This window comes from Polyangium sp. 15x6, from assembly GCF_029960785.1.
Lineage (GTDB): Bacteria > Myxococcota_A > Polyangia > Polyangiales > Polyangiaceae > Polyangium.
Window position 1 is genome coordinate 11998 of the sequence record NZ_JASBQE010000021.1, and the last position, 20849, is coordinate 32846.

Here is a 20849-nt window from a genome sequence, read left to right on the forward strand (position 1 = left end):
AACGACGCGCGAGACGGTATCACCCGCTCCCTTTGCATCGACCGCATCGCGGTCGATGCACCAAAGGTCCAGGGCTGCGCCCTGGTTCGGGTCCAGGGGCGAAGAGCCCCTGGTCGGGTCCGGGGTGAAACCCCGGCGAGACGCTGCTCAGTGGAAGCGATAACCCACGCCGATCGGCAGCGCGATGGCATACCCATCCCACGTCTTGAGGAACGTGGGCCACGCGCTCGCGACGAGCGATCCCGTGGTGATGCTCTTGCCCTTGCCGAACTCGGCGAGCGTGTACGAGACCTCGACCGCTGCGCCGAACGAGAAGCCGAAGCCGGTCTCGTTCTCCTCGGGGATCGTGCGGCTCAGCAGCAGCTCGACCTCGTCCCCTCCGTTGAGCTCGGCCCACTCGCTCGGCACCTCGCCGCGCGCTCCGTTGATGGTCGCGTTCTGCCCGCCGAACCCGACGGCGAGCGTGCCGCCGATCCAGAGCCGATCGTTCACGCGCACGGAGAGCGCTGGGCCGACGAGCAGCGAGTAGCCGCCCGTGACGAGGTAGCTGCCGAAGAAACGACCGCCGACGTGCAGCTTCTCGCTCAGCGCGTACCCGACGAACACCTGGCCGCCGACGGGCACGCCGATGGCCGGATCGACCGTGGCGTAACAAGCGCTCGCGTCGCAGGCCTTGTACTCGGCCGCCTCGCCGCCGAGGGGGTAGGTGATGCGATACTCGTACGTCAGGGCCGAGAGCGCGTCCACGCTGCCGCCGCCGAGGAAGAGCTGACCGCCGCCGAACGCGCCCACGTCGACGACGAGGCGTTTGGCCCGGTGGATCGGCCCCTTGCCGTCGTCGGGCTCCTCGGGTTTGTCCTTCGGCTTCGTATCAACCGCGGCGCCGCCGCCCGTGGTCGTGTCTGTCTTGGTCGTCCCGCCCGCTTGCGCCGTCGCCCCGCTCTCCCCGCCGGCGGGTTTGTCCGAGCTGGACGCTGCGTTCGCGTCCTCGGCGAGGGCCGGCACGACGACGGTCTTGCGCTCGGCCTGCTTGAGGCTGAGCGTGGTCTCCCAGGGTTTGCGGCCGGGCGCGGTGGCCACGATCTTGTGCTCGCCGGGATCCACGGGACGACCCTTGCCGAGCGCGCCGAGATCGATCTTCTGCCCGTCGATCGCGATCTCGATGCCGGGCGTGTTCGCCGCGACGGTGACGGTCACGCGCGGCAGCTTCGGCTCGAGCGCCTTGCTGTTCGCCCGCGCGCGCGTCTCGATGTCGGCGCGCGCGGCCTTGCGGGCTTCCGCCTCGGCATCGAGCATCTCGCCCCACGCGGTCGCGAGCTTGCCTTGCTTCTCGTGGCAGAGCGCGAGCTCGAGCAGCGTCGCGGGGCTCGGGGAGAGCTTGTACGCCTCGGCGATCTTGGGGCACGCCTCGTCGTACTTCTTGTCCGAGACGAGCTGTTTGCCCTCTTTGAGCAGCGCCTCGGCGTCGGCCGCGTGGGCGATCGCGAGGGGCGCGAGGCTCGCCGTGGCCAGGGCCGAAAGGAAGAGGCAGAGGCGCGCGCGCCGCGAAGCGCCGCGGCCGTCGTGGGGGGGCACGTGGTTCGGCTTGTCTGTCTGGGTCATCGCGTGGTCCAAGGCGGGGGCCCGGAAAAGGAAAGCTACGAGTGTGGGAGGCTGGAAATCAATTTTTTCCTTCGTCCGTGACGCAGTCGCCGGGGCCCCGGACGCGAACGTGCCGCCGGACGCCGGCCCCGGCGCCCGTCAGCTTCCTCATGTTCGCGGGAGATGGCCCCGTCTCAGCGGGAAATGAGGCCTCGCCACCAGGCGGTCGGCGCGCGGCCCTTGTCCTGCGTGCTGTTGTCCGGATCGGGACCCTCGAGCTCGTCGCTGAGGCCGGAGAATGTCTCGTCGAGATCCCCCGAATCGAGGGAGGAGGGGGAGACGGAGGGGTTCGCGCCCGTGAGCTTGAAAAGATCGGGCTGCAGGCTATTCGGCGCGCCCGCGTTGTCCTGCTGCGTGAGCGATTTGAACTCGAGCAGCATGAGGTCGAGCATTTCGCCGATCATCGCGAGCCCGTCCTTCCGGACAGCCGGCGCGCCCGCGGCGCCGAGGACGAGCTCGGCGACCTCGTACTCGCTGACGGGCCGGCCGAAGCGATAGAGGAAACGCGTGAGATCGCGGCCGAAATCACGCGCCGTCTGGTAGCGGACGTCGCGATCGCGCGCGAGCGCGGTGCGGATGATCTCCTCGAGCTCCGGGGGGACGTCGGGGTTGATGGGCTTGAGCGACGGGATGTGCGAGTCGCGCACGAGCTTGACGGTGCCGAGGTCGGTCTCGCCGAGGAAGAGGCGGCGGCCGGCGAGCATCTCCCAGAGAATGATGCCGGCGGCGAAGACATCGACGCGTTTGTCCACGCCGAGCTCCATGACCGTCTCGGGCGCGAGGTAGCCGAATTTGCCCTTGATCATGCCGGCGTCGCTGTTCGCGAGCTGGCTCGACGCCTTGGCGAGGCCGAAGTCCACGATCTTGCACTCGCCGTGGCGCGTGATGAGCACGTTCGCCGGCGTGACGTCGCGGTGGACGATGTTGAGGTGCTCGCCCTCGGGCGTGTGGAGATCATGGGCGTAAGCGAGGCCCTGGCAGATCTTCGTGGCGATGAAGCACGCGCTCTCGACCGGCATCGGCCTGCCGACCTTCTTCTGGTGCTCGATGACCTGCTTCAAGTCGGCGCCGTCGACGTACTCCATGACGATGAAGTACGTGCTGTCACCGACGCCGATGTCGAAGACGCTCACGACGTTGGAATGCGCGAGGCGGCCGGAGAGGCGGGCCTCGTCGAGGAACATGTCGATGAACTGCTCGTTCTTGCTGAGGTGCGGGAGGACGCGCTTGATAGCGACCTGCTTGCGGAAGCCCTCGATTCCTGCGCTCTCCGCAACGAACACCTCGGCCATACCGCCCGAGGCGAGCCGCTTGATGACCCGGTAACGCTGGTTCTCCGACATCGATGGTTCCTCGTACCCCCGCGCCTCCCAGAGTGTACCCGCTCGTCACGAGGATGTGATGTTTTTGTCCCTCGAAGCTCAGGGCACGACGTCCACCGCGAGGACGTAGGCCTCGAGCCCACCAGGCTGCACCCGCGGCGCCTCGGTGATCCAAGGGTCTCGCACGAGCCTCAGGCGCACGCAGCGCAGCGTGCCCTCTTCGTACGCGATCGCGGGGCCCGTCCAGGGAGAGCGCGAATCTTCCTGCGAGAACGCACCGTCGCCCGCGGTGTGCACGCGGACCCTCGTCTCGAGCTCCCGGCCTCGCATCGTCGTGACCTCCAGCACCGACCCCGCGTCCCGCACGACGTCGCGCGCCGTCCAGCGGATCGCCTTGCCATTCGCGCCCGCGCCCACGCAGTACGTGTCCTGATCCTCGATCCAACCGAGCGCGCCCGTCCGTGTCTCGCCGGGCTCGATCGGCGTGGCCGAGGGGAGCTCGTCGTTCGGCTCGATCTCGTGCGTGGAGCCCTCCTCGGCGAGCGCGACCGTGATGGCGTAGGTATCGGAGACGTTCTCGTGCACGAACGGGATCCTTCGATCGCCGCGCGGATCCAGGTCCTGCAGCACGGAGGCGTAGTACCGGCCGGGCTCGATGCTGAGCCGCGGGATCGAGAGATTCCGGCCGGATCGACCCACGCAATACTGCGCGATCGGCGCCTGGAACCCTTGCCGGTAGAGCAGCGTGCAGGTCTCCATGTTCGGGAGCGCCGTCACCACGAAGCGCGCGATCCGCGGCGCATCCGCCGCGCCCTTCGGGATCTCGAACGAATAGAAATCACGATCGCTGTGCTGCGCGTCGATGCGCTTGCCGACGAGCCCCGACACCGACTCGCCGAGCGGCAATGGCGTCGCGTTCGCCGCGGTGTCGTTCGGCTCGATCTCCGCGCCTGCGAAGCTCGGTGTCCAGCGTCGCCACATCACGAAGAGCCCCGCGCCCGCGCCGAGGACGAGCACGAGGATCGAGGCAAACCAGGCGAGGTGCCGGCGGCTGCGCAGCTTGCGCTCGTAGGCCTCGACCTCGTCGCGACTCGCGATCTCGCCGGGGCTCTGGGCCGTCCCCGCCAGCGCCGCGCGCGTGAGGTTTCGGAGGACGCTCGCGTCGAGCAGCGCCTCGACGTCCTCCGTCCCGAGCTTGCGTAGCTCCGCCGCGATCGCCGCCTGCAGCTCGCCCGCGCTTTGCCATCGCGCCGCCGGCTCCTTTTCGAGCGCGCGCAGCACGACGGCGTCGACCCCGGGCGGGATGCCGCGCGACGGCGCGCGGATCGACGGCGCGATCGCCTGCTCCGTGACGTGTTTGACCAGGATGCTCGCCGAGGTCTTCGCGTGGAACGGGTAATGGCCGGTGAGCGCGTGGTAGAGCAGCACGCCGACGGCGTAGAGATCGGCGCGGTGATCGACGGGATCGCCGCGGATGAGCTCGGGCGCGAGGAAGTACGGCGTGCCGATGAGCTGATCGCGGCGCGTCACCTCGCCGCCCGCGCTCGCGTCGGCCTCTTCACGCAGCTTCGCGATGCCGAAGTCGAGCACCTTGGCGATGTCGGTGCCGCTCTCCGTGGTCGTGATCATCACGTTCTGCGGCTTGACGTCGCGGTGCACGATGCCCTTGCCGTGCGCCTCGCCGAGCGAGCTCAGGATCTGGAGGACGATCTTGCCGAGCCGCGCGAACGGCATCGGGCCGGCGTCGGCGAGCATCGCGGCGAGATCGCGGCCCGTCACGAGCTCCATCACGATGTACGTGAGGCCCGCGTCCACGCCGTAATCGAAGACGTGCACGGTGCTCGGGCTCGACAGGCGCGAGACGGTGAGCGCCTCGCGCTTGAAGCGGCGCACGACCTCCGGGCTCATGCTGAGCTCGCCCGCGAGCAGCTTCATCGCGAGGAGTTTTCCCAGGTGGACGTGCTCGACCTTGTAGACGACGCCCATGCCGCCGCGGCCGATCGGCGTGAGGATGCGATAACGGCCCGCGACGACGAGGCCGATGAGCGGATCGGCGCGGTGCGTGATCGCCTCGTCGTCCAGGTCGAGTGAGAGCGCGAGGGCCGCGATGCGCGACGTCGGCTGCGGGGTCTCCGCGGACGTGGACGTGTCGACCTCCGGGGCGGGCGCCATGACCAGCGCCGTCGTTTCGGCATCGCTCGGAGCCGTGTCGCCTGGAACGTCCTCGCCGATCGACATGGAATCGCGCCGATTGTGCCCGAGCTGAACTCCCGCGGGAAGCAGACACGCTCAGATCCACGCGCCTCGCAGCCGCTCGGCGGCGGCGATCACGTGCGCGGCGGTGATCGGCTGCCGGAGCGGAGGACGTAGCTTCTCCACGATCTCGCGCGCGAGGACGTTCACGACCCACGGGTGCCCGCCCGAGATCGCGGCGATCTGCGCCACGGCCTCGTCCCGGAACGGCTGCCCCGTCTCCTCGGTGTGCTCCGCGCAGAGCGCGGCCACCTGCGAGGCCGTGAAATCGGGCAGGCGGAGCGACGTCGCCGCGGGGCCGAGCAGCTCCACGGCCGAGGCCTGCACCTCGTCCGAGCCCGAGAGCACGACCGACCACGGCGCCGCGCGGGGCCGGGCGTCGTAGGTCGCCCGGAGCTGCGCGAGCAGGCTCGCTCGCATCTCGCGTGGCAGGAGCTCCACGTCGTCGAGCAAGAGCACGAGCGGCCGCGGGCACGCCCGCGCCCACGCCGAGAGCACGACGCCCGCGAACCGCACGTCGTACGAAGGGGGCCAAGGCGGTGGCCGCAGCGGCGCCGGAAGCTGCTCCCCGGCCGCCTGCGCGATGGCTTCGAGCAGCGCACGCTCGCCCGACGCCTCCGCGCCGCGCCTCGGCCGGCACGACGCCCGCACCACGGCCCACGCGCCGCTCTCCGCGAGCCCCATCGAGAGCCCCCGCAGCCACGTCGTCCGCCCATGCATCCGCGGCGCGTGCACCACCACGTACGACCCGCGCGCCAGGAGGTCCGGCACCTCCGCGAGCCGCGTGCTCGCGGCCAGCATGTAATGCAGTTCGTCGTGGCAGGGCCCCACCACGTTGAACCGGCGGCGATGCCGGTGCGTGCCCAGGAACCATGCCCCGGAGGCCTTGTCGCGCCCCAGGCGCTCGCTGGAATCTCGGCCATGTTCGATGGCTGGCTCACCGAGCCAGCCTTGCCCATGTTGTTCCGTCGTCGTGCTCACGACGAGGAATGTCCGCAGGCCCCGCGGATTCGAAGTTTTTCTCGACCGGTCAGGCGACGCCGAGGGATCGGGCGATCGGCAGGAGCACCTCGTCGGTGAACTGCCGCGTCGAGCGCGGGACCCAGGCCACGCCGATGCGCTCGAGGAGACTTTTTCGCGCGCGCTCGATCTGCGGTGTGACCAGGAGGGAGCGCGGCCTTGGCCGCTGCGGCTCCTCGCCGCCCGTGCGCTCGACGCGCTCGAGCTCTTGCCAGAGGGGAGACTCGTCGAGCCGGGTCCCCACGAAGACGAACGGCAGGTCGCAGAAGTCGCGGACGAGCGCGGCGTAGTGGGGATCCTCGTCCGACGCGAGGCGCGCGCCGTACTGCGTCGTCGAGAACGTCACGCCGCGCGGGCCGTTCGTCACGTGCCCGTTCAGGTGGACGACCTCGAGCCGCGAGCCGTCGGGGGTCTCGTCCGGCGGCGGATCGTCGGCGAGCGCCGCGCGGATCACGACGGGCCGGGGCAGGTCGAACCGGGCCTCGGCGGCCGTCGCGAGATCGTCCACGTTCAGCGTGTAGATGCGGCGCCAGGGGAGGGCGAACCAGACCCGGTAAAACGCCGGCAGCCGCGCCGCGTCGACCGTGAGCCGACGCCGGAGCAGAACGTCGAGTTTGTCCGGGGCCTCGGACAGGGCGTGCTGGAAGAGGTCCTGGAGCGCGCTCTCGTCCCGGGTTTCGCCGGGGAAGCAGAGGTCCCAGAGCTCCTCGGAAAGCTCGGGCCCGCTCGGGATCGGGCTCCCGTCCTTGGCGCGCGCGTCGACGGAGAACCCCGCGCCCGTGAACAAGACCGCCCGCCCTGCGGCGAGCTCGCGGCCGAGATCGCTCGCGATGTCCGCGTCTGCCATGCGTCGATCCCTCGGGCCGCGCCGCGCGGCGTCGAGCCTGCCGCTCCTTCGCGTCCTGGCAGACGAGCTCGGCAGCGGGTTTGTCAGCGCGAACCTGGGAGCCGACCGAGGTGCATCCCGACGAACCCGGCGCAGAGGCAACCGACGAGCGTCGCCGTGCCGTACAGCGCGGCGAGGCGGGGCTGTCCGTTCTGTACGTACTGGACGATCTCCAGGTTGAACGTGGAGTACGTCGTGAAGCCGCCCAGAAAACCTGCGCCGAGCGCGACCTGGAGCGTCGGGCCGAGCCACGTGGCGTTCCGGGAGAGCTGGAAGAGGAGCGCGAGCAGGAAGGAGCCGACGACGTTGACGGCGAGGGTCCCGTAGGGAAACGCGGTGCCGTACCGCGAAAGGGACCAGGTCGTCACGAGAAACCGTGCTCCCGAGCCGATCGCCCCGCCGACGCAGACCCACAGGAGCTTCATCCCCATCCGCGCGTGCTCCGTGCCGGCATCCCTCTACACAAGTCCACACCGTCCTCGTGGTCAAGCCTCCCGGGGCGTCGGGCCTCGCCTCGCGTCTCTCTTCGGATGGGGTACCATCGGCGCTCCATGACGGAAGACCAAGCGGGCACGCTCGCCTCCACCGACGCATCCGCGGCGGACGAAAGCAGCGTGGTCCCAGACCCAAGGGCGGCCGAAGAGGCGCCACGACCCATCGCGCCGCCGCATGCCGCCGCGCCGCACTGCGAGACGGCGCACGGCGCGCGCTGGGCCTTGCTCCTCGGCGCCCTCGGCGTCGTCTTCGGCGACATCGGCACGAGCCCGCTCTACGCGATCAAGGAGTGCTTCAGCCCGGAGAGCCCGCATCACGTCGCGCCCACGCCGGCGAACATCCTCGGCATCCTCTCGCTCGTCTTCTGGTCGCTCTTGATGGTCGTGACGGTCAAGTACCTCACGTTCGTCCTCAAGGCCGACAACCAGGGCTCCGGCGGCATCATGGCCCTGCTCGCGCTCGTGCCCACACGCAAGGGCCCGGGCACGGGTCCGCTCGTCTTGCTCGTGCTCCTCGGCGCGTCGCTCCTTTATGGCGAGGGCGTCATCACGCCCGCCATCTCGGTGCTCTCGGCCATGGAGGGCCTCGAAGTCGCGTACGAGCCGCTCAAGCACGTCGTCGTGCCGCTCACGGTGGCCATCCTGCTCGCGCTCTTCCTCGTGCAAAAGCGCGGCACCGGGGGCATTGGCAATGTCTTCGGGACCGTCACGCTCGTCTGGTTCGTCACGATCGCCATCCTCGGGGGCCGGTGGATCCTGGCCAATCCGAGCGTGCTCGCCGCCGTCGATCCCCGGCACGGCGTGCGGTTTTTCCTCGCGCAGCGCGGCCACGGCTTTTTGCTCCTCGGCGCCGTGGTCCTCTGCATCACGGGTTGCGAGGCGCTTTATGCGGACATGGGCCATTTCGGGCGCGGCCCGATCCGTCGGGTCTGGTTCGCCGTCGTCTGGCCCGCGCTCCTGCTCAATTACTTCGGCCAGGGCGCGTATCTGCTCCAGAACCCCGGCGGCGCGACGAATCCATTTTATGGCCTCGTCCCCTCCTGGGCCCTCTACCCGACGGTCGCCATCGCCACGGGGGCCACGATCGTCGCCTCGCAGGCGCTCATCTCCGGGGCGTTCTCGCTGACGCAGCAGGCGGTGCAGCTCGGCTACTTCCCGCGCGTCACGATCGTCCACACCTCGAAGGACACCGAGGGGCAGATCTACATCCCCGAGATCAACCGCGCGCTGCTCGTCGCCTGCATCCTGCTCGTCTTCACGTTCCGCACCTCGACCTCGCTCGCGGCGGCCTACGGCATCGCGGTCACGGCCACGATGACGATCACCACGACGGTGTATTTCGTGGTCGTCACGAAGCGCTGGGGCTGGCCGCTCTGGAAGGCGCTGCCGCCCGTCGCGATCTTCCTCGCCATCGACCTCTCGTTTCTTTCGGCGAACGCCGCCAAGTTCCTCCAGGGCGGCTGGTTCCCCGTGGCCATGGCGCTCGTGATCTTCACGGTCATGACGACCTGGAAATCGGGCCGCCGGATCCTCTCCGAGTCCTTCAAGGATGGCATCCTGCCGCTCGAGCTGTTCCTCGAGGACGTCGAGCGCACGAGGCCCCACCGCGTCCGCGGCACGGCCGTCTTCATGGCCTCGAACCCGAACGGCACGCCGCCCGTCCTGCTCCACCATTTCAAGCACAACCAGGTCCTGCACGAGCAGGTCGTCCTGCTCTCCATCTCGAACGAGCGCGTCCCCGAGATCCCGCCCGATCAGCGCTTGACCGTCGAGCACAAGGGCCACGGGTTTTTCCGGGTCAATGCCCGCTACGGCTTCATGCAGACCCCGCACGTGCCGAGCGCGCTCGCCGCCTGCAAGGAGTACGGCCTCTCGATCGAGCTCCAGCGCACGAGTTATTACCTCGGCCGCGAGACGCTCCTGCCGACCGGCCGCTCGAAGATGTGGAAATGGCGCAAGGACCTCTTCGCCTTCATTTCCCGCAACGCGCGTCCCGCCACGGCGTATTTCGGCCTGCCTCCGGGTCGCGTCGTGGAGCTCGGCATGCAGATCGACCTCTGACGAGCCTGCGAACCGCTACCGCCTTTGGCCTCTCTGCCCGATGCCCGAGGGAGCACGGGGAGGGCGCAGATCATGGTGAACGAGCGAGCGGAGACCTCGCCGGTCTGCATGCCGGCGGACGGCGTGATGCTGAACGGCGATCTCGGGATGCCGGCAGGAGCGCGGGGCGTCGTGCTGTTCGCCCACGGCAGCGGTTCGAGCCGGTTCAGCCAGCGCAATCGTCACGTCGCGGCGAGCTTGCGGGCGCGCGGGTTCGCGACGTTGCTCGTGGATCTCTTGACGGCCGAGGAAGAGGCCGTGGACCTCAGGACGGCCGAGATCCGGTTCGACATCGACCTGCTCGCGCGGCGGGTCACGGGCGTCGTCGATTGGCTCGGCCGGGCGTCGTCGACGGCGGGCCTCGGGATCGGGCTCTTCGGAGCGAGCACGGGGGCCGCGGCGGCGCTCGTGGCCGCGGCGGAGCGGCCCGACACGGTGCTGGCGGTCGTCTCGCGCGGCGGGCGGCCCGATCTCGCGGGCCCAGCGCTGCCGCGGGTCCAGGCGCCGACGCTGCTCATCGTGGGCGGGGCGGATACGCTGGTGATCGATCTGAACCAGCAGGCGTTCGAGGATCTCCGGTGCGAGCGGGAGATCGTCATCGTCCCGCGGGCGACACACCTCTTCGAAGAGCCGGGGGCGCTCGATCAGGTCGCGGATCTCGCGGGGCACTGGTTCGAGGCGCACATCTCGCCGCAGGGGAGGCGGATGGCCCGCGCCTCATGACGCGATCGAGCGCGGGCGCAGGAGCGCGGGATCTTTGCGCTGTTCGAGGGCGTGGGCGATCCAGCCGGCGAGGCGGCCGATCGCGAAGAGGGTCGTCGCCGCGCCCGGCGGCAGGCCGAGCGCGAGGCAAAGGGCGACGAGGCCGACGTCCACGGACGGGGGCGGATGGCCGGCCTCTTTCGTCGCGTCGAGCAGCGCGAAGAGGGCGGCGACGCTGGTTTTTCGAGGCGCCTCCGCGCGCGCGGCCGCGAGCAGGGGCGGGGTGCGCGGATCTCCGTCGGGGTAGAACGGGTGCCCGAGCTCGAGGACCATGTCGCCGCGGCGGGCGCGGGCGGCGACCACGGCGCGGGCTTTTTCGGGGCGGCCGACCTCGGCGACCACGGCCTCGATGCGGTCGCAGGCGCCGCCGTGCTTCGGGCCGGAGACCGCGGCGAGCCCGGCGCTCACGCAGGCGTAGAGATCGGCCCCGGTCGAGGCGGTGACGCGGACGGCGAACGTCGAGGTGGCGAGCTCGTGATCCGCGAGCAGCACGAGCGCCTGTTCGAGGGCGGCCTCGGCGCGCTCGGACCTGCGGCCGCCGAGGGCGACGAGCAGCGCGCCGGTGATCGTGGGCTCGGCGAGCGCGGCCTTGGCGCGGCGTGCGCCCGAAGGCAGGGCCGAGAGCGCGGCGAGGCGATGGATCAAGGCGCGGGCGCGGGGCAGCTCGGCCTCCTCGGTGGCGGCGAAGCGCAGGGGATCGCGCGCGGCCAGGGCCGGGACGGCGAGGGCGAGCGTGGCGAGGGGCGGGGCGCCTTCGGGGACGAGGTCGGCGAGGCGGACGGCGGGGAGGGCGGGTTCCTGGGGCAAGGTCCAGGTGGGGCGCTCTTCGGGGAGCGTGCCGGTCCAGAGCAGCTCGGCGACGGATTCGAAGGGCACGCCGGCTTTGGCGAGGGCTGTCGCGGCCTGACCGCGGTAGCGCGGGCCTTCTTCGGCGCTGATCGTGGTGATCGTCGAGGTGAGGACGGGCTCGCCCCAGCGCAAGGCGGAAGCGGCGACCGGGCCGTGCCCGCGGCGCGCGTCGCTCCGGGCCTTCAGCCGTTCGAGGTCGTCGCGCATGTAGAGGCGGCTCCGTCCGCCCTCGCTGGGCACGCTGCGGACGAGGCCGCGGCTCGCGTACGCGTAGAGCGTCTCGCGCTTCACCCCGAGCAGCGCGGCGGCTTCGGCGCCGGACACGAGGTTCGAGGGTTGATTGTCGAATCCAGTAGATTGATTGATCAATCCACGTTGATCAACGTTGCTCACGACATCAAGGATACCATCAACGAAGGAGGAAACGATGGACCTTGCAAAGCAGAATGGGGCAAAGCACGCGGCGACGAAGGCGAGCGGGCTCGATGGCGTCGTCGTGGCGGATACGGCATTGAGCGAGGTCGACGGCGAGCGGGGGCGGCTCGTCGTGGGCGGGTACGACATCGAGGCGCTCGCGGGCCGGGTCGGCTTCGAGGAGCTCTGCGCGCTGCTCTGGACGGGCGCGCTGCCGGACGCGGCGACCCGCGGCGCGATCGCGGAGGCGCTCGCCGAGGGGCGGACGCTGGCCTTCGAGCAGATTCCGTCGCTCGGGGAGGCGCTCGTCGCGGAGGACGGAAGCGCGGGGCTCATGGCGTGCGTGGCGCACTTCGGCGCGCGCGCGGGGTGGCGGTCCGAGGGGCGGCCTGCGTGGGTCGAGCTCGCGCGGGTCACGGGCGCGGTCGCGACGTTCGCGGCGGCCTGGGCGCGACGTCGCGCGGGAGGCGCGCCGATCGCCCCGGACGCGAAGCTCGGTCACGCGGCGGATTTCCTGCGGATGGTGCGCGGCGCGGCCGCGCCCGAGGCGGCCGCGCGCGCGCTCGACGCCTACCTGGTGACGGTGGCCGATCACGGCATGAACGCGTCGACGTTCACCGCGCGGGTCGTGGCCTCGACGGGCTCGGATCTGGTGTCGGCGATCGTGGCGGCGATCGGCGCGCTCAAGGGCCCGCTGCACGGCGGCGCGCCGGGGCCCGTGCTCGACATGCTCGACGCGATCGGCGAGCCGTCGCAGGCCGCGGCGTGGATCGCGGCCGAACTCGCGGCGGGGAGGCGGATCATGGGCATGGGGCACCGGATCTACCGGGTGCGGGATCCGCGGGCGGCGGTGCTCGAGCGGGCCATCGGCGAGCTCGAGCGCGACGGGACCGCGGGGGCAGGGGCGCGCCTCGCGCTCGCGCGGGCAACCGAGCGCGCAGCCGAGACCCGGCTCGCCGAGCGCCACCCGGATCGGCCGCTCAAGGCCAACGTCGAGTTCTACACGGCCGTCCTGCTCGACGCCGTGGGCCTGCCGCGCGAGCTGTTCACGCCGACCTTCGCGGTGGGGCGGGCGGCCGGCTGGTGCGCGCACGTCGAGGAGCAGCGGCGAGCGGGGCGGCTCATCCGGCCGGCTTCGCGGTACGTCGGGGCCGTCCCGGCTTGAATGACCCGGCTCGCCATCGATCTGCCACTGTACATCTAGACAGCGGCCACGACCTGGGGTAGCGACCCGCCCGAGCGGATCGCGCAGGGTCCGGGCGCGCGCCCCGGCCCCGCAACGGCAAACGGAGACGACGATGGACGTGGCAGACCCCATTCCTCCCTCGGTCCAGGCCCTGATGGACCTGTTCGCGAACGAGCTCTCGCATGTGAGCTTTCCCGGCGTCGATCGGGCGACCCTCGAGCAGGTGGTGACGGAGGTCCGGACCCACACCGAGGCCGTCGCCAAGGCGGAGGCGGCCCTCGAAGCCGCGCGCGCGTCGCTACGGGACAGCGAGGAGACGCTGTCGAGCAAGACCACGAAGGCGCTCGCCTACGCGCGCGTCTACGCCGAGGATCACCCCGACATCCGGTCGAAGGTCGAGTCGGTCGCGCGGATCGCGGGCACGACGTCCTCGCCGCCCGCGCCCTCCCGGGAGGCGAACGGCGACTCGCCGAAGCGCCGCGGCCGCCCACCGAAGGCAAAGGCAGCGAGCGCCGAGCCGGCCGCCGAGCCGGCCGCCGAGCCGATGGACGCAACGCCGGCCGCGCCGCCGGTGATGGAGCTCGGGCCCTCGACGATGAGCACCGACGAGACCTCCGAGCCGTCCGAGCTCAACGGCGCCGCGCACCCGGCCTGAGCCGCGGGCGATTCACAGCGTAGCGCCGGGGTTTCACCCCGGACCCCGACCAGGGGTTGTCCACCCCTGGACCCGGACCAGCGCAAGCGCTGGACCCGGGGCGACAGCGCGCGATGCGCGCTGTCGACAGGGAAGACATTTCCAGCATGTAGGGCAGCGCTGCTGACTTGGTTGGCAACGCCGCTCGTGGTCTTGCCACGGGCCCGTCCGAGAAACCGCGCATCGCGCGGTTTCTCGGCCCTCGGTCCAGGCCGTGCCTGGTCCGGGTCGAGGGGCGGACAGCCCCTCGTCGGGTCCGGGGTGAAACCCCGGCGCCACGCTGCAGAACACCTTCTCAGCGAACGCGCGGGATGCGCGCTCCTTCGAGCGCCAGCAACCGTGCCTTGGTCTGCACGCCACCTGGCGCGGAAAAGCCCACGGCGGCACCGGCTGCGCCCAGGATCCGGTGGCAGGGCACCACGATCGGGATCGGGTTCTTCGCGAGCGCTTGCCCCACGGCGCGGGCGGCTGCCCGGGACTTGCCGAGGCGCGCGGCGAGCTCGCCGTACGTCACGGTTTGGCCGGGCGGAATGTCCTGCGCGGCCTCGTAGACGGCCCGGTAAAACGGCGATATCCGTTCGAGGTCGAGCGGCACCTGCGAAAAATCTTGCGGCGCGCCGCCGAGGTGCGCTGCGACGAGGCGCATCACGTCCTTGACCCAGCCTGGCGGATCTCCGCGCACGGCGCCGGGCGCGCTCGCTGCGATCCATGCGAGCGTCTCTTCCTCTCGTTCGCTTGGCAGCGCCAGCGCGAAGATGCCTCTCGGACTCCAGGCCACGACCACGCGACCGAGCGGCGTGTCGAAGGGCTCGAACCCCAATCCGTCCATAATGGTGCTTCCTACCAAACCCTGACCGGCTCGTCCACGACGGTTTTACGCTGGCGCCTGGTCACTGGCGAATGCAAGGCGTCGCCCCACCGGCTCGCTGGTTCGTCCCGGTCATGGCCGTGCGTGTGCGTACGGGAGCCGCGCGGCGACCCTCTCGACGACGGCTCGTCTCTGCGCGTCCGTCGCCGCCACATTCCTCGGCGGGGATCTTTTTCTGCCCGGGCTTTTTCGGTGCTCCGTCCTGGATCCACCGGTTCGTCGGTATGGAACGTGCTTATGCATTCCCGTGATGTGGGGTATACCATCGGGCGTAGAGACGTCGGGTATTCCCGGAATTCCCTGATGGCGGGTAGCCACCGAATTCGTCAGCATTCGTGGTCCATGTCGGACTCATTTCGAGAGTCTCACGACGGCGCACGGGGCGCCGATCGAGCTTCCAAAGGAGGGCGCAGATGACGCGAGCCAGGGTTCGACTGGGTGCGAATCGTTTCGGGTCTGCAATCGGCGCGGCTGTGGCGGTCGCCCTGGTCCTCCAGACGCAGGCGCCCTCGGCCGCGCCCTCCCATTGTGATTTCCTCGCGCGTGTCGCGGAGACGCCCGGGTATCCGGACGGTATCACGTTCCGCAAGAGCCGCGTGTACGTCGCCGGTCCGGCGCTGGGCGTCGACGCGGGCGGTGCCCCCTCCGAGATCGCGGTGTTCCACGCGAAGAGCGGGGCGCAGCTCGACACGATCCTCATCCAGGGGGAGGACCTCGCCGCGCCCCACGCGCTGACGGGCCTCACCATCGACTTCCATGGGCGCCTTTATGCCGTGAGCTCGCAGCTCGGCGTCCTCCGGTTCTCGGAGAAGAAGCACGGGACGTGGCATCAATCGGTGTATGCCGGGCCTTTCCCCGACGTACCTCTCTGCGATCCGGTGAATCCCGCGGAGCTCTGCTCGTCCACCACCCTCGAATTGCCGCCGATGCCGAGCGACATCGCGCTCGCCAAGGACGGCTCCGCTTACGTGACCGACGCCGCGCAGGCCACGATTTATCGAATCCCGCCGGGCGGCGGCGCGCCCAAGATCTGGCTTCAGAGCGCGAAGCTCGCCGGGTTTTACGACCTCCAGGGCGCGCGGGGGATCCTCGTCAGCGCCGACGGCAAGAGCGTCTACGTGACCGTCGCATTCTCCGCCGACGCGCCGTGGGAGGGCCGTATTTACAGGATTCCGCGTGTCCCTGCCCCGAGCGAAAACGACATCACGCTCGTGCACGTCTTTCCGAATTTCGAGGCGCCTTGGGGCATGGGCCTCGGCGAGGACGGGGCGCTCTTCGTGGCGCTCTCCATCACGAACGAAATCGCGATCGTGAAGCCCACGGGCGGTGAGCTCGGTCGATTTTCCGCGGCCACGAACGACGAGATTCCCCTCGATGGGCCGGCGCACATGGCATTCGACGGCAGGGGAGGGCTTTACGTGACGAACCAGGCGGTCGCCAGCGGGGTGCTCGAGCATTTCGCGGTGGTCGAGGTCGACGTGAAGGATCGGGGCTCCAAGATCCCCCCGCCGATGCTCCCCTGAAGGCAGGACAAACCTTCCGCGGAAAAACGTTTTTCTTGGTCCGTCGGCGCACGCGTGGTAGGGGCATCGTGTGCCCCTTCCCCTGGGTCTGCGACCGTGCTAACCTCTCTCCATCATGGGCAGCGCGGCGTGGCGGCTCGGGGCGGAGGATCCGGACGATCCGACGTTTTATCCCGCATTCGACGACATGGGTGAAAGCGCTCTCCAGCGCCTCATGACCGAGCTGCTTCGCCCCTTGATCGCGCGGTTCCTCGCCGAACGAGGCATCCAGGCCTTCGTGGGCGCCGACCAGTTCATCTACTGGATCAAGGGCAATCCGAAGGCCGTGGTGGCGCCCGACGTGTACGTGATGTCGGGTCTCCCGCACGACGTGGCCCCCCGGTGCTGGAAGGTCTGGCAGACGGGCGTCGCGCCGAGCTTCGCGCTCGAGATCATGGCCGAGGAAGACGAGAGCAAGGACGCCTCCGAGTCCCCGCAGCGGCACGACGCGCTCGGCACGCGGGAGCTCGTCGTCTTCGACCCCTACGTCGACGTCCGCTCGGGTCGCACGCGTTTCCGCATCCATCGGCGCGACGAGCGCGGCAAACTCGTGATGGTCGAGGCGACGAACGCGGATCGGGTCCGGAGTGAAGTGCTCGACTGCGTGCTGCGCGCGGTCGGCGGCGGTGATGCCATGCGGCTTCGCCTGGCCGTGGACGCCGAGGGCGAGGTGCTGTTCCCGACGGAGGCGGAGGCGGCCGCACGGAAGGCGCAGGAAGCAGAGCGCAAGGCGCAGGAGGCGCGCGAGGCGGAGAGCGCGGCACGGGAGACGCTCGAGGCGGAGCGCGTGGCGCGGCGAAACCTGGAGCTCGAGCTCGCCCGGATGCGCGCAGAACTCGAGCGGCTGCGGCGCTGACGCCCGCGGATCGCTCGACCCAGGCCGCGACCTTTTGGTACCCTCGGCGCGTGATGCGCGCGCCGTTTTCCCCCACGACCCCGAGCGTCCTGCTCGTCGCGACGTCCCTGTTCGTCCTGTCCGCCTGCGCTCCCACGCAGGAGCGTTGCGCGGACGCGGCCACCGCTGCGCCCGCGGAAACGGCCGCCGCCGCGCCCGCGCTCCCGCATGCAGGCAAAGGGGAGTTTTTCCTGGGCAACGCCCGCGAGCTCGTCGAGAAAAACCCGATCGGGCCGGACGAGAAGACGAAGCTCGTCCCACTCTTCGAGAATGCCGATCACACGATCAACGTGATCCAGACCCGTGGAACCGTGCCACTGCATTACCATGCCGAGCACGACGAGTTCGTCGTGATTCTCGAGGGTAGCGGGACGTTCACCGTCGAGGGGCAGACGCGCATGGTGAAGGCGGGCGACGTGCAGGTCATTCCCCGCGGCGCCGTGCATTCTTACGTGCATGAAGGACCAGGCGTGACCGTGGTCGTTTCCACGTTCTCGCCGAAGTTCGATCCGAAGGATCGAATCATGGTCGACGCCAAGAAACCGTGACGAGCGCCGCAATCGGTTCGGCGTGAGTCAGCGCGGCTGTCTTGATTGGCGGGATCGTAGCTGGTCTTGACTCGGCCTGTTCGATGAACTGCGCATCGCGCAGTTCATCGACCCCGAGTCCAGCGCTTGCGCTGGTCCGGGTCCAGGGGCGGATAGCCCCTGGTGGGGCCTGGGGCAACGCCCCAGCGAAGCGCCCCCGAGGAGACCAATGCTCAGGCGCTCGGCGGGGGCATGGTTTCCTGCTGGCCCGAGAGCTCGGCGCGCGCCATGCGGTCGAGTGAGAGCGCGACTGCGGCCTGCGCCATCGCGCGCTCCTCGGGACGCAGCGTCGCTGCGCGTGCGGCGAGCCACGGCTTCACGTGGCGGCGCAGCACGTCTGGCAGGACCACCCGTTGCTGCCGGATGTGCGCCTCGGCGTCCGTGCTCGCGCTCGCGTAGCTGTAGCCGTGGAGCTCGCCGTCGTGCTCGCCCTCCGGTGCTGGCGAGGGCGTGAGGGCGAAGCTCGTCGCGAGCCGCAGCACGGTGACGGTCGCGCTGTAACGCTTCGGCTTCGGAAGGTCTGTCTCGACGTACGTGTTTTGCGTGCACGTCGCCACGAAGAGACGCTCGCCGCGCCGCGCCTGCTCGGCGAGCGCGCGCCATGGCGCGAGTTGCCAGTCGGCTGGCGGCAAATCTCCGTGCGTGCCGTCGATCGCGAGCACGCCCGAGGGATCACGGCCTGCGATGAGCTCGCGGCGCACGGCCTGGCAGCCCGCGGAAAAACCCGCGAGGATGACGTCCCCGACGGGAACGCCCGTCGTGGCTGCGACCCGCGCCACCGTCTGCGGCAATGGCTCGCCCGTGGCCTCGTCGTAGGCCACGATGCTCGGCTCGGGCCCGAGCGCGGCGCGCAGATCGGCGTCGACGTGCGCGCCCACCAGATAAAGAACGACGAGCGGCCGCTGTTCTCCCTCTCCACGCTGCACGAGGCGATAAGCCATTCCGATTCCTCCGCGCTGACCGGCGAGCGCCGGGCGTCCAGATCCTCCAGCATAGCATCGATATCGCCGGATGTGCCATTTCAGGTTCTTCCCGATCCTGGAATCATGGCATGCTCCTCCTCGATGTTCGGCTTCTTCAAGGAACGAAGGCGAAGCGCCGTCCGGGGCCGCCCCTTTCCGCCCGCGTGGGAGGCCATCCTCGCGGAGAATGTGCCTTACTTCTGTAGGCTCTCGTCCGAGGATCAGGACGAGCTCCGCGGCCTCGTGCAGATTTTCCTCGACGAGAAGCGCTTCGAAGGCTGCGGCGGGATCGACGTCGACGACGAGATCCGCGTCACGATCGCGGCCCAGGCCTGCGTCCTCCTCCTCAACCGCGAGAACGACGTTTACCCGGATCTCGAGGTTGTCCTCGTTTATCCGAGCACGTATGTCGACAAGCGCCCGCGCACCGTCGACGGCGGCATCGTCGTCGAGGACGGAGAGACGAGGCTCGGCGAGTCGTGGGGGAGGGGCATGGTCGTGCTGGCCTGGGACGCGGTCTTGCACGGCGCGGCCGACGTCCGCGACGGTCACAACGTGGTCCTGCACGAGTTCGCGCATCAGCTCGACACCGAGGACGGCGCGGCCGACGGCGCGCCCGTGCTCGAGCGACGCGCGGCGTACGGACCGTGGGCGCGGGTGCTCGGCGCGGCCTACGAGGGTCTCTTGCGGGACGTCGCGTCGGGGGACCGCACGCTCATCGATACGTACGGCGCGAAGAACCCGGCCGAGTTCTTCGCCGTCGTGACGGAGGTTTTTTTCGAGCGACCGCGCGCCCTCCGCGCCAAACATCCCGCGCTCTACGAGCAGATGCGCGCCTTCTACCAGCAGGATCCCGCCGAGCTCGGCCATCCTTCGCGCTGAATCGTCCCCGGCAAAGCTACGCGCGCCTGCCCTCGCCGTGCTAGGACGGCGCGAAAGCTCGCTCCTTCGATCGAAATCGTACCCTCTATGTCCAAGAACGGAACCGATCGCCCCGCCGCCGTCCTCGTCGCGGTCCAGCTCGCCACCGTCGCCGACGTCGACCACGCGGCCGACATGGCCGAGCTCGGGCGGCTCGTGAACACGCTCGGCTACGACGTCGTGGCGACGGTGTCGCAGCGACGCTCGCACGTCTCGAAGGGCGCCGTGCTCGGGGAAGGGAAGCTCCGCGTGCTCGCCGAGATCACGGGCGGGCCGGGCCCCGCCGGCATGCGCTTCAAGAAGCCCGGGCAAAAGCGCGACGACGACGACGAGGAGTACGAGGAGGCGCCGGAGAGCGCCCCGGGCGACGACGACGCAGACGACGCGGACGCGGGCGTCGTGCACGCGGCGAAGACGCCGACGCTCGTCGTCGTCGATCACGACCTCTCGCCGAGCCAGCTCCGCAACCTGGAGAAGTGCACGGGCGCCGAGGTGCTCGATCGGAGCGGCGTGATCATCGAGATCTTCCACCGCCACGCGCGGAGCCGCGAGGCGCGGCTCGAAGTGGAGATCGCGCGGCTCAACTACGTGGCGCCGCGGCTGCGCGAGTCGAGCGGCGGCGGCGATCGGCAACGCGGCCGCGGCGCGGGCGAGAGCCAGCTCGAGCTCGATCGGCGCAAGATCCGCGATCGCATCGCCGAGCTGCGCAGGGAGATCGATGGCATCCAGCGCGAGCAGGCCACGCGCCGCGCGCTGCGCCAGAACGCCCGCCGCGTCGCGCTCGTGGGCTACACGAACGCGGGCAAGTCGTCGCTCATGCGCGCGCTCACGGGCAGCGACGTGTACGTGATGGACAAGCTCTTCGCGACGCTCGACACCACGGTGCGCGCGTTGCATCCCGAGGTCAAACCGCGCGTCCTCGTCTCGGACACGGTCGGCTTCATCAAGAAGCTGCCGCACGACCTCGTGGCCTCGTTCCGATCGACGCTCGACGAGGCGCTCGAAGCCTCGCTCCTGCTCTACGTGGCCGACGCCTCGGACCCCACGTTCCGCAGCCAGCTCGAGGTGACGCGCTCGACGCTCGCGGAGATCGGCGCGGAAGGCGTGCCCTACAAGCTCGTGCTGAACAAGGTCGATCGGGTCGCCGAGGAGGATCGGACGATCCTCCTCGGCGAGTTCCCCGAGGCGATCCTGATGTCGGCCAAGGACCCGGCGGACATCACGCGCCTGCGGCAGATCCTCATCGATTTCTTCGACGCGCTCATGGTACCCGGCGAGCTCGTCGTGCCGTACACGAAGCAGGCCCTCGTGAGCGAGGTCTACGAGCACGCGAAGGTCCTGTCCGAGACGTACGACGAAGCCGGCGCGCACCTCGTGCTCCGCGCCGAGCCCGCGGCGCTCGCGCGGCTCCAGAGCCTCGTCCAGAAGTAGGC

At 70.1% G+C, this 20849-nt stretch carries 18 protein-coding genes; 9 read left to right on the forward strand and 9 right to left on the reverse strand.

Going from position 1 to position 20849, the window contains the following annotated elements; all coding sequences use genetic code 11:
• Positions 1 to 147: 147 nt before the first annotated feature.
• From QHF83_RS17435 to crcB, 6 genes are all read right to left on the reverse strand, one after another.
• Positions 148 to 1602 (reverse strand): hypothetical protein, encoded by a 1455-nt coding sequence (locus tag QHF83_RS17435; protein WP_282418977.1) that lies wholly within the window; start codon positions 1600 to 1602, stop codon positions 148 to 150.
• A gap of 173 nt (positions 1603 to 1775) precedes the next feature.
• A complete protein-coding gene (locus QHF83_RS17440; protein ID WP_282418978.1) occupies positions 1776 to 2984 on the reverse strand; it encodes a serine/threonine-protein kinase in 1209 nt (402 codons plus the stop codon).
• 78 nt (positions 2985 to 3062) lie between these two features.
• The gene (locus QHF83_RS17445; RefSeq protein WP_282418979.1) at positions 3063 to 5201 is read right to left on the reverse strand and encodes a serine/threonine-protein kinase; all 2139 of its coding nucleotides are present in this window, start codon (positions 5199 to 5201) and stop codon (positions 3063 to 3065) included.
• Positions 5202 to 5252: 51 nt separating this feature from the next.
• Entirely contained in the window at positions 5253 to 6197 is a 945-nt protein-coding gene (locus QHF83_RS17450; protein ID WP_282418980.1) for an AAA-like domain-containing protein, read from the reverse strand.
• Between the two features lie 49 nt (positions 6198 to 6246).
• Complete coding sequence (locus tag QHF83_RS17455; protein ID WP_282418981.1) at positions 6247 to 7083, reverse strand: SIR2 family protein; 837 nt, start codon at positions 7081 to 7083, stop codon at positions 6247 to 6249.
• An 83-nt stretch (positions 7084 to 7166) separates the two neighbouring features.
• Positions 7167 to 7547: a fluoride efflux transporter CrcB gene (gene crcB, locus QHF83_RS17460; RefSeq protein ID WP_282418982.1), complete on the reverse strand. Its 381-nt coding sequence runs from the start codon at positions 7545 to 7547 to the stop codon at positions 7167 to 7169.
• 126 nt (positions 7548 to 7673) lie between these two features.
• Between crcB and QHF83_RS17465 the strand changes: the two genes are divergently transcribed.
• Both QHF83_RS17465 and QHF83_RS17470 read left to right on the forward strand, forming a co-directional pair.
• Entirely contained in the window at positions 7674 to 9677 is a 2004-nt protein-coding gene (locus QHF83_RS17465) for a potassium transporter Kup (RefSeq protein WP_282418983.1), read from the forward strand.
• A 72-nt stretch (positions 9678 to 9749) separates the two neighbouring features.
• Positions 9750 to 10439 carry a dienelactone hydrolase family protein gene (locus QHF83_RS17470; RefSeq protein ID WP_282418984.1) on the forward strand — a complete coding sequence of 230 codons (690 nt, stop codon included), beginning with the start codon at positions 9750 to 9752 and terminating at the stop codon, positions 10437 to 10439.
• Here the strand turns inward: QHF83_RS17470 and QHF83_RS17475 are convergent.
• Positions 10434 to 11720, reverse strand: a complete 1287-nt coding sequence (locus QHF83_RS17475; protein ID WP_282418985.1) for a citrate/2-methylcitrate synthase — start codon at positions 11718 to 11720, stop codon at positions 10434 to 10436. The genes QHF83_RS17470 and QHF83_RS17475 overlap by 6 nt on opposite strands.
• 34 nt (positions 11721 to 11754) lie before the next feature.
• Here QHF83_RS17475 and QHF83_RS17480 point away from each other — a divergent pair, with 34 nt between their 5' ends.
• Entirely contained in the window at positions 11755 to 12906 is a 1152-nt protein-coding gene (locus QHF83_RS17480) for a citrate synthase (protein ID WP_282418986.1), read from the forward strand.
• Between the two features lie 133 nt (positions 12907 to 13039).
• The gene (locus tag QHF83_RS17485) at positions 13040 to 13582 is read left to right on the forward strand and encodes a hypothetical protein (protein ID WP_282418987.1); all 543 of its coding nucleotides are present in this window, start codon (positions 13040 to 13042) and stop codon (positions 13580 to 13582) included.
• A gap of 334 nt (positions 13583 to 13916) precedes the next feature.
• Here the strand turns inward: QHF83_RS17485 and QHF83_RS17490 are convergent, their stop codons facing one another.
• The gene (locus QHF83_RS17490) at positions 13917 to 14450 is read right to left on the reverse strand and encodes a methylated-DNA--[protein]-cysteine S-methyltransferase (RefSeq protein ID WP_282418988.1); all 534 of its coding nucleotides are present in this window, start codon (positions 14448 to 14450) and stop codon (positions 13917 to 13919) included.
• 512 nt (positions 14451 to 14962) lie between these two features.
• Here QHF83_RS17490 and QHF83_RS17495 point away from each other — a divergent pair.
• The 3 genes from QHF83_RS17495 (at position 14963) to QHF83_RS17505 (ending at position 17494) form a co-directional block, all read left to right on the forward strand.
• Entirely contained in the window at positions 14963 to 16012 is a 1050-nt protein-coding gene (locus tag QHF83_RS17495) for a hypothetical protein (protein WP_282418989.1), read from the forward strand.
• A gap of 115 nt (positions 16013 to 16127) precedes the next feature.
• Positions 16128 to 16907, forward strand: coding sequence for a Uma2 family endonuclease (locus QHF83_RS17500; RefSeq protein ID WP_282418990.1), 780 nt, complete (start codon positions 16128 to 16130; stop codon positions 16905 to 16907).
• A 53-nt stretch (positions 16908 to 16960) separates the two neighbouring features.
• Positions 16961 to 17494: a cupin domain-containing protein gene (locus QHF83_RS17505; RefSeq protein ID WP_282419100.1), complete on the forward strand. Its 534-nt coding sequence runs from the start codon at positions 16961 to 16963 to the stop codon at positions 17492 to 17494.
• Positions 17495 to 17706: 212 nt separating this feature from the next.
• On the opposite strand, the gene QHF83_RS17510 is transcribed toward QHF83_RS17505, so the two are convergent.
• Entirely contained in the window at positions 17707 to 18474 is a 768-nt protein-coding gene (locus QHF83_RS17510; protein ID WP_282418991.1) for a hypothetical protein, read from the reverse strand.
• Positions 18475 to 18579: 105 nt separating this feature from the next.
• Between QHF83_RS17510 and QHF83_RS17515 the strand changes: the two genes are divergently transcribed.
• Both QHF83_RS17515 and hflX read left to right on the forward strand, forming a co-directional pair.
• Positions 18580 to 19377: a M90 family metallopeptidase gene (locus tag QHF83_RS17515; RefSeq protein WP_282418992.1), complete on the forward strand. Its 798-nt coding sequence runs from the start codon at positions 18580 to 18582 to the stop codon at positions 19375 to 19377.
• Between the two features lie 87 nt (positions 19378 to 19464).
• Positions 19465 to 20847: a GTPase HflX gene (gene hflX / locus QHF83_RS17520; RefSeq protein WP_282418993.1), complete on the forward strand. Its 1383-nt coding sequence runs from the start codon at positions 19465 to 19467 to the stop codon at positions 20845 to 20847.
• Positions 20848 to 20849: the final 2 nt, after the last annotated feature.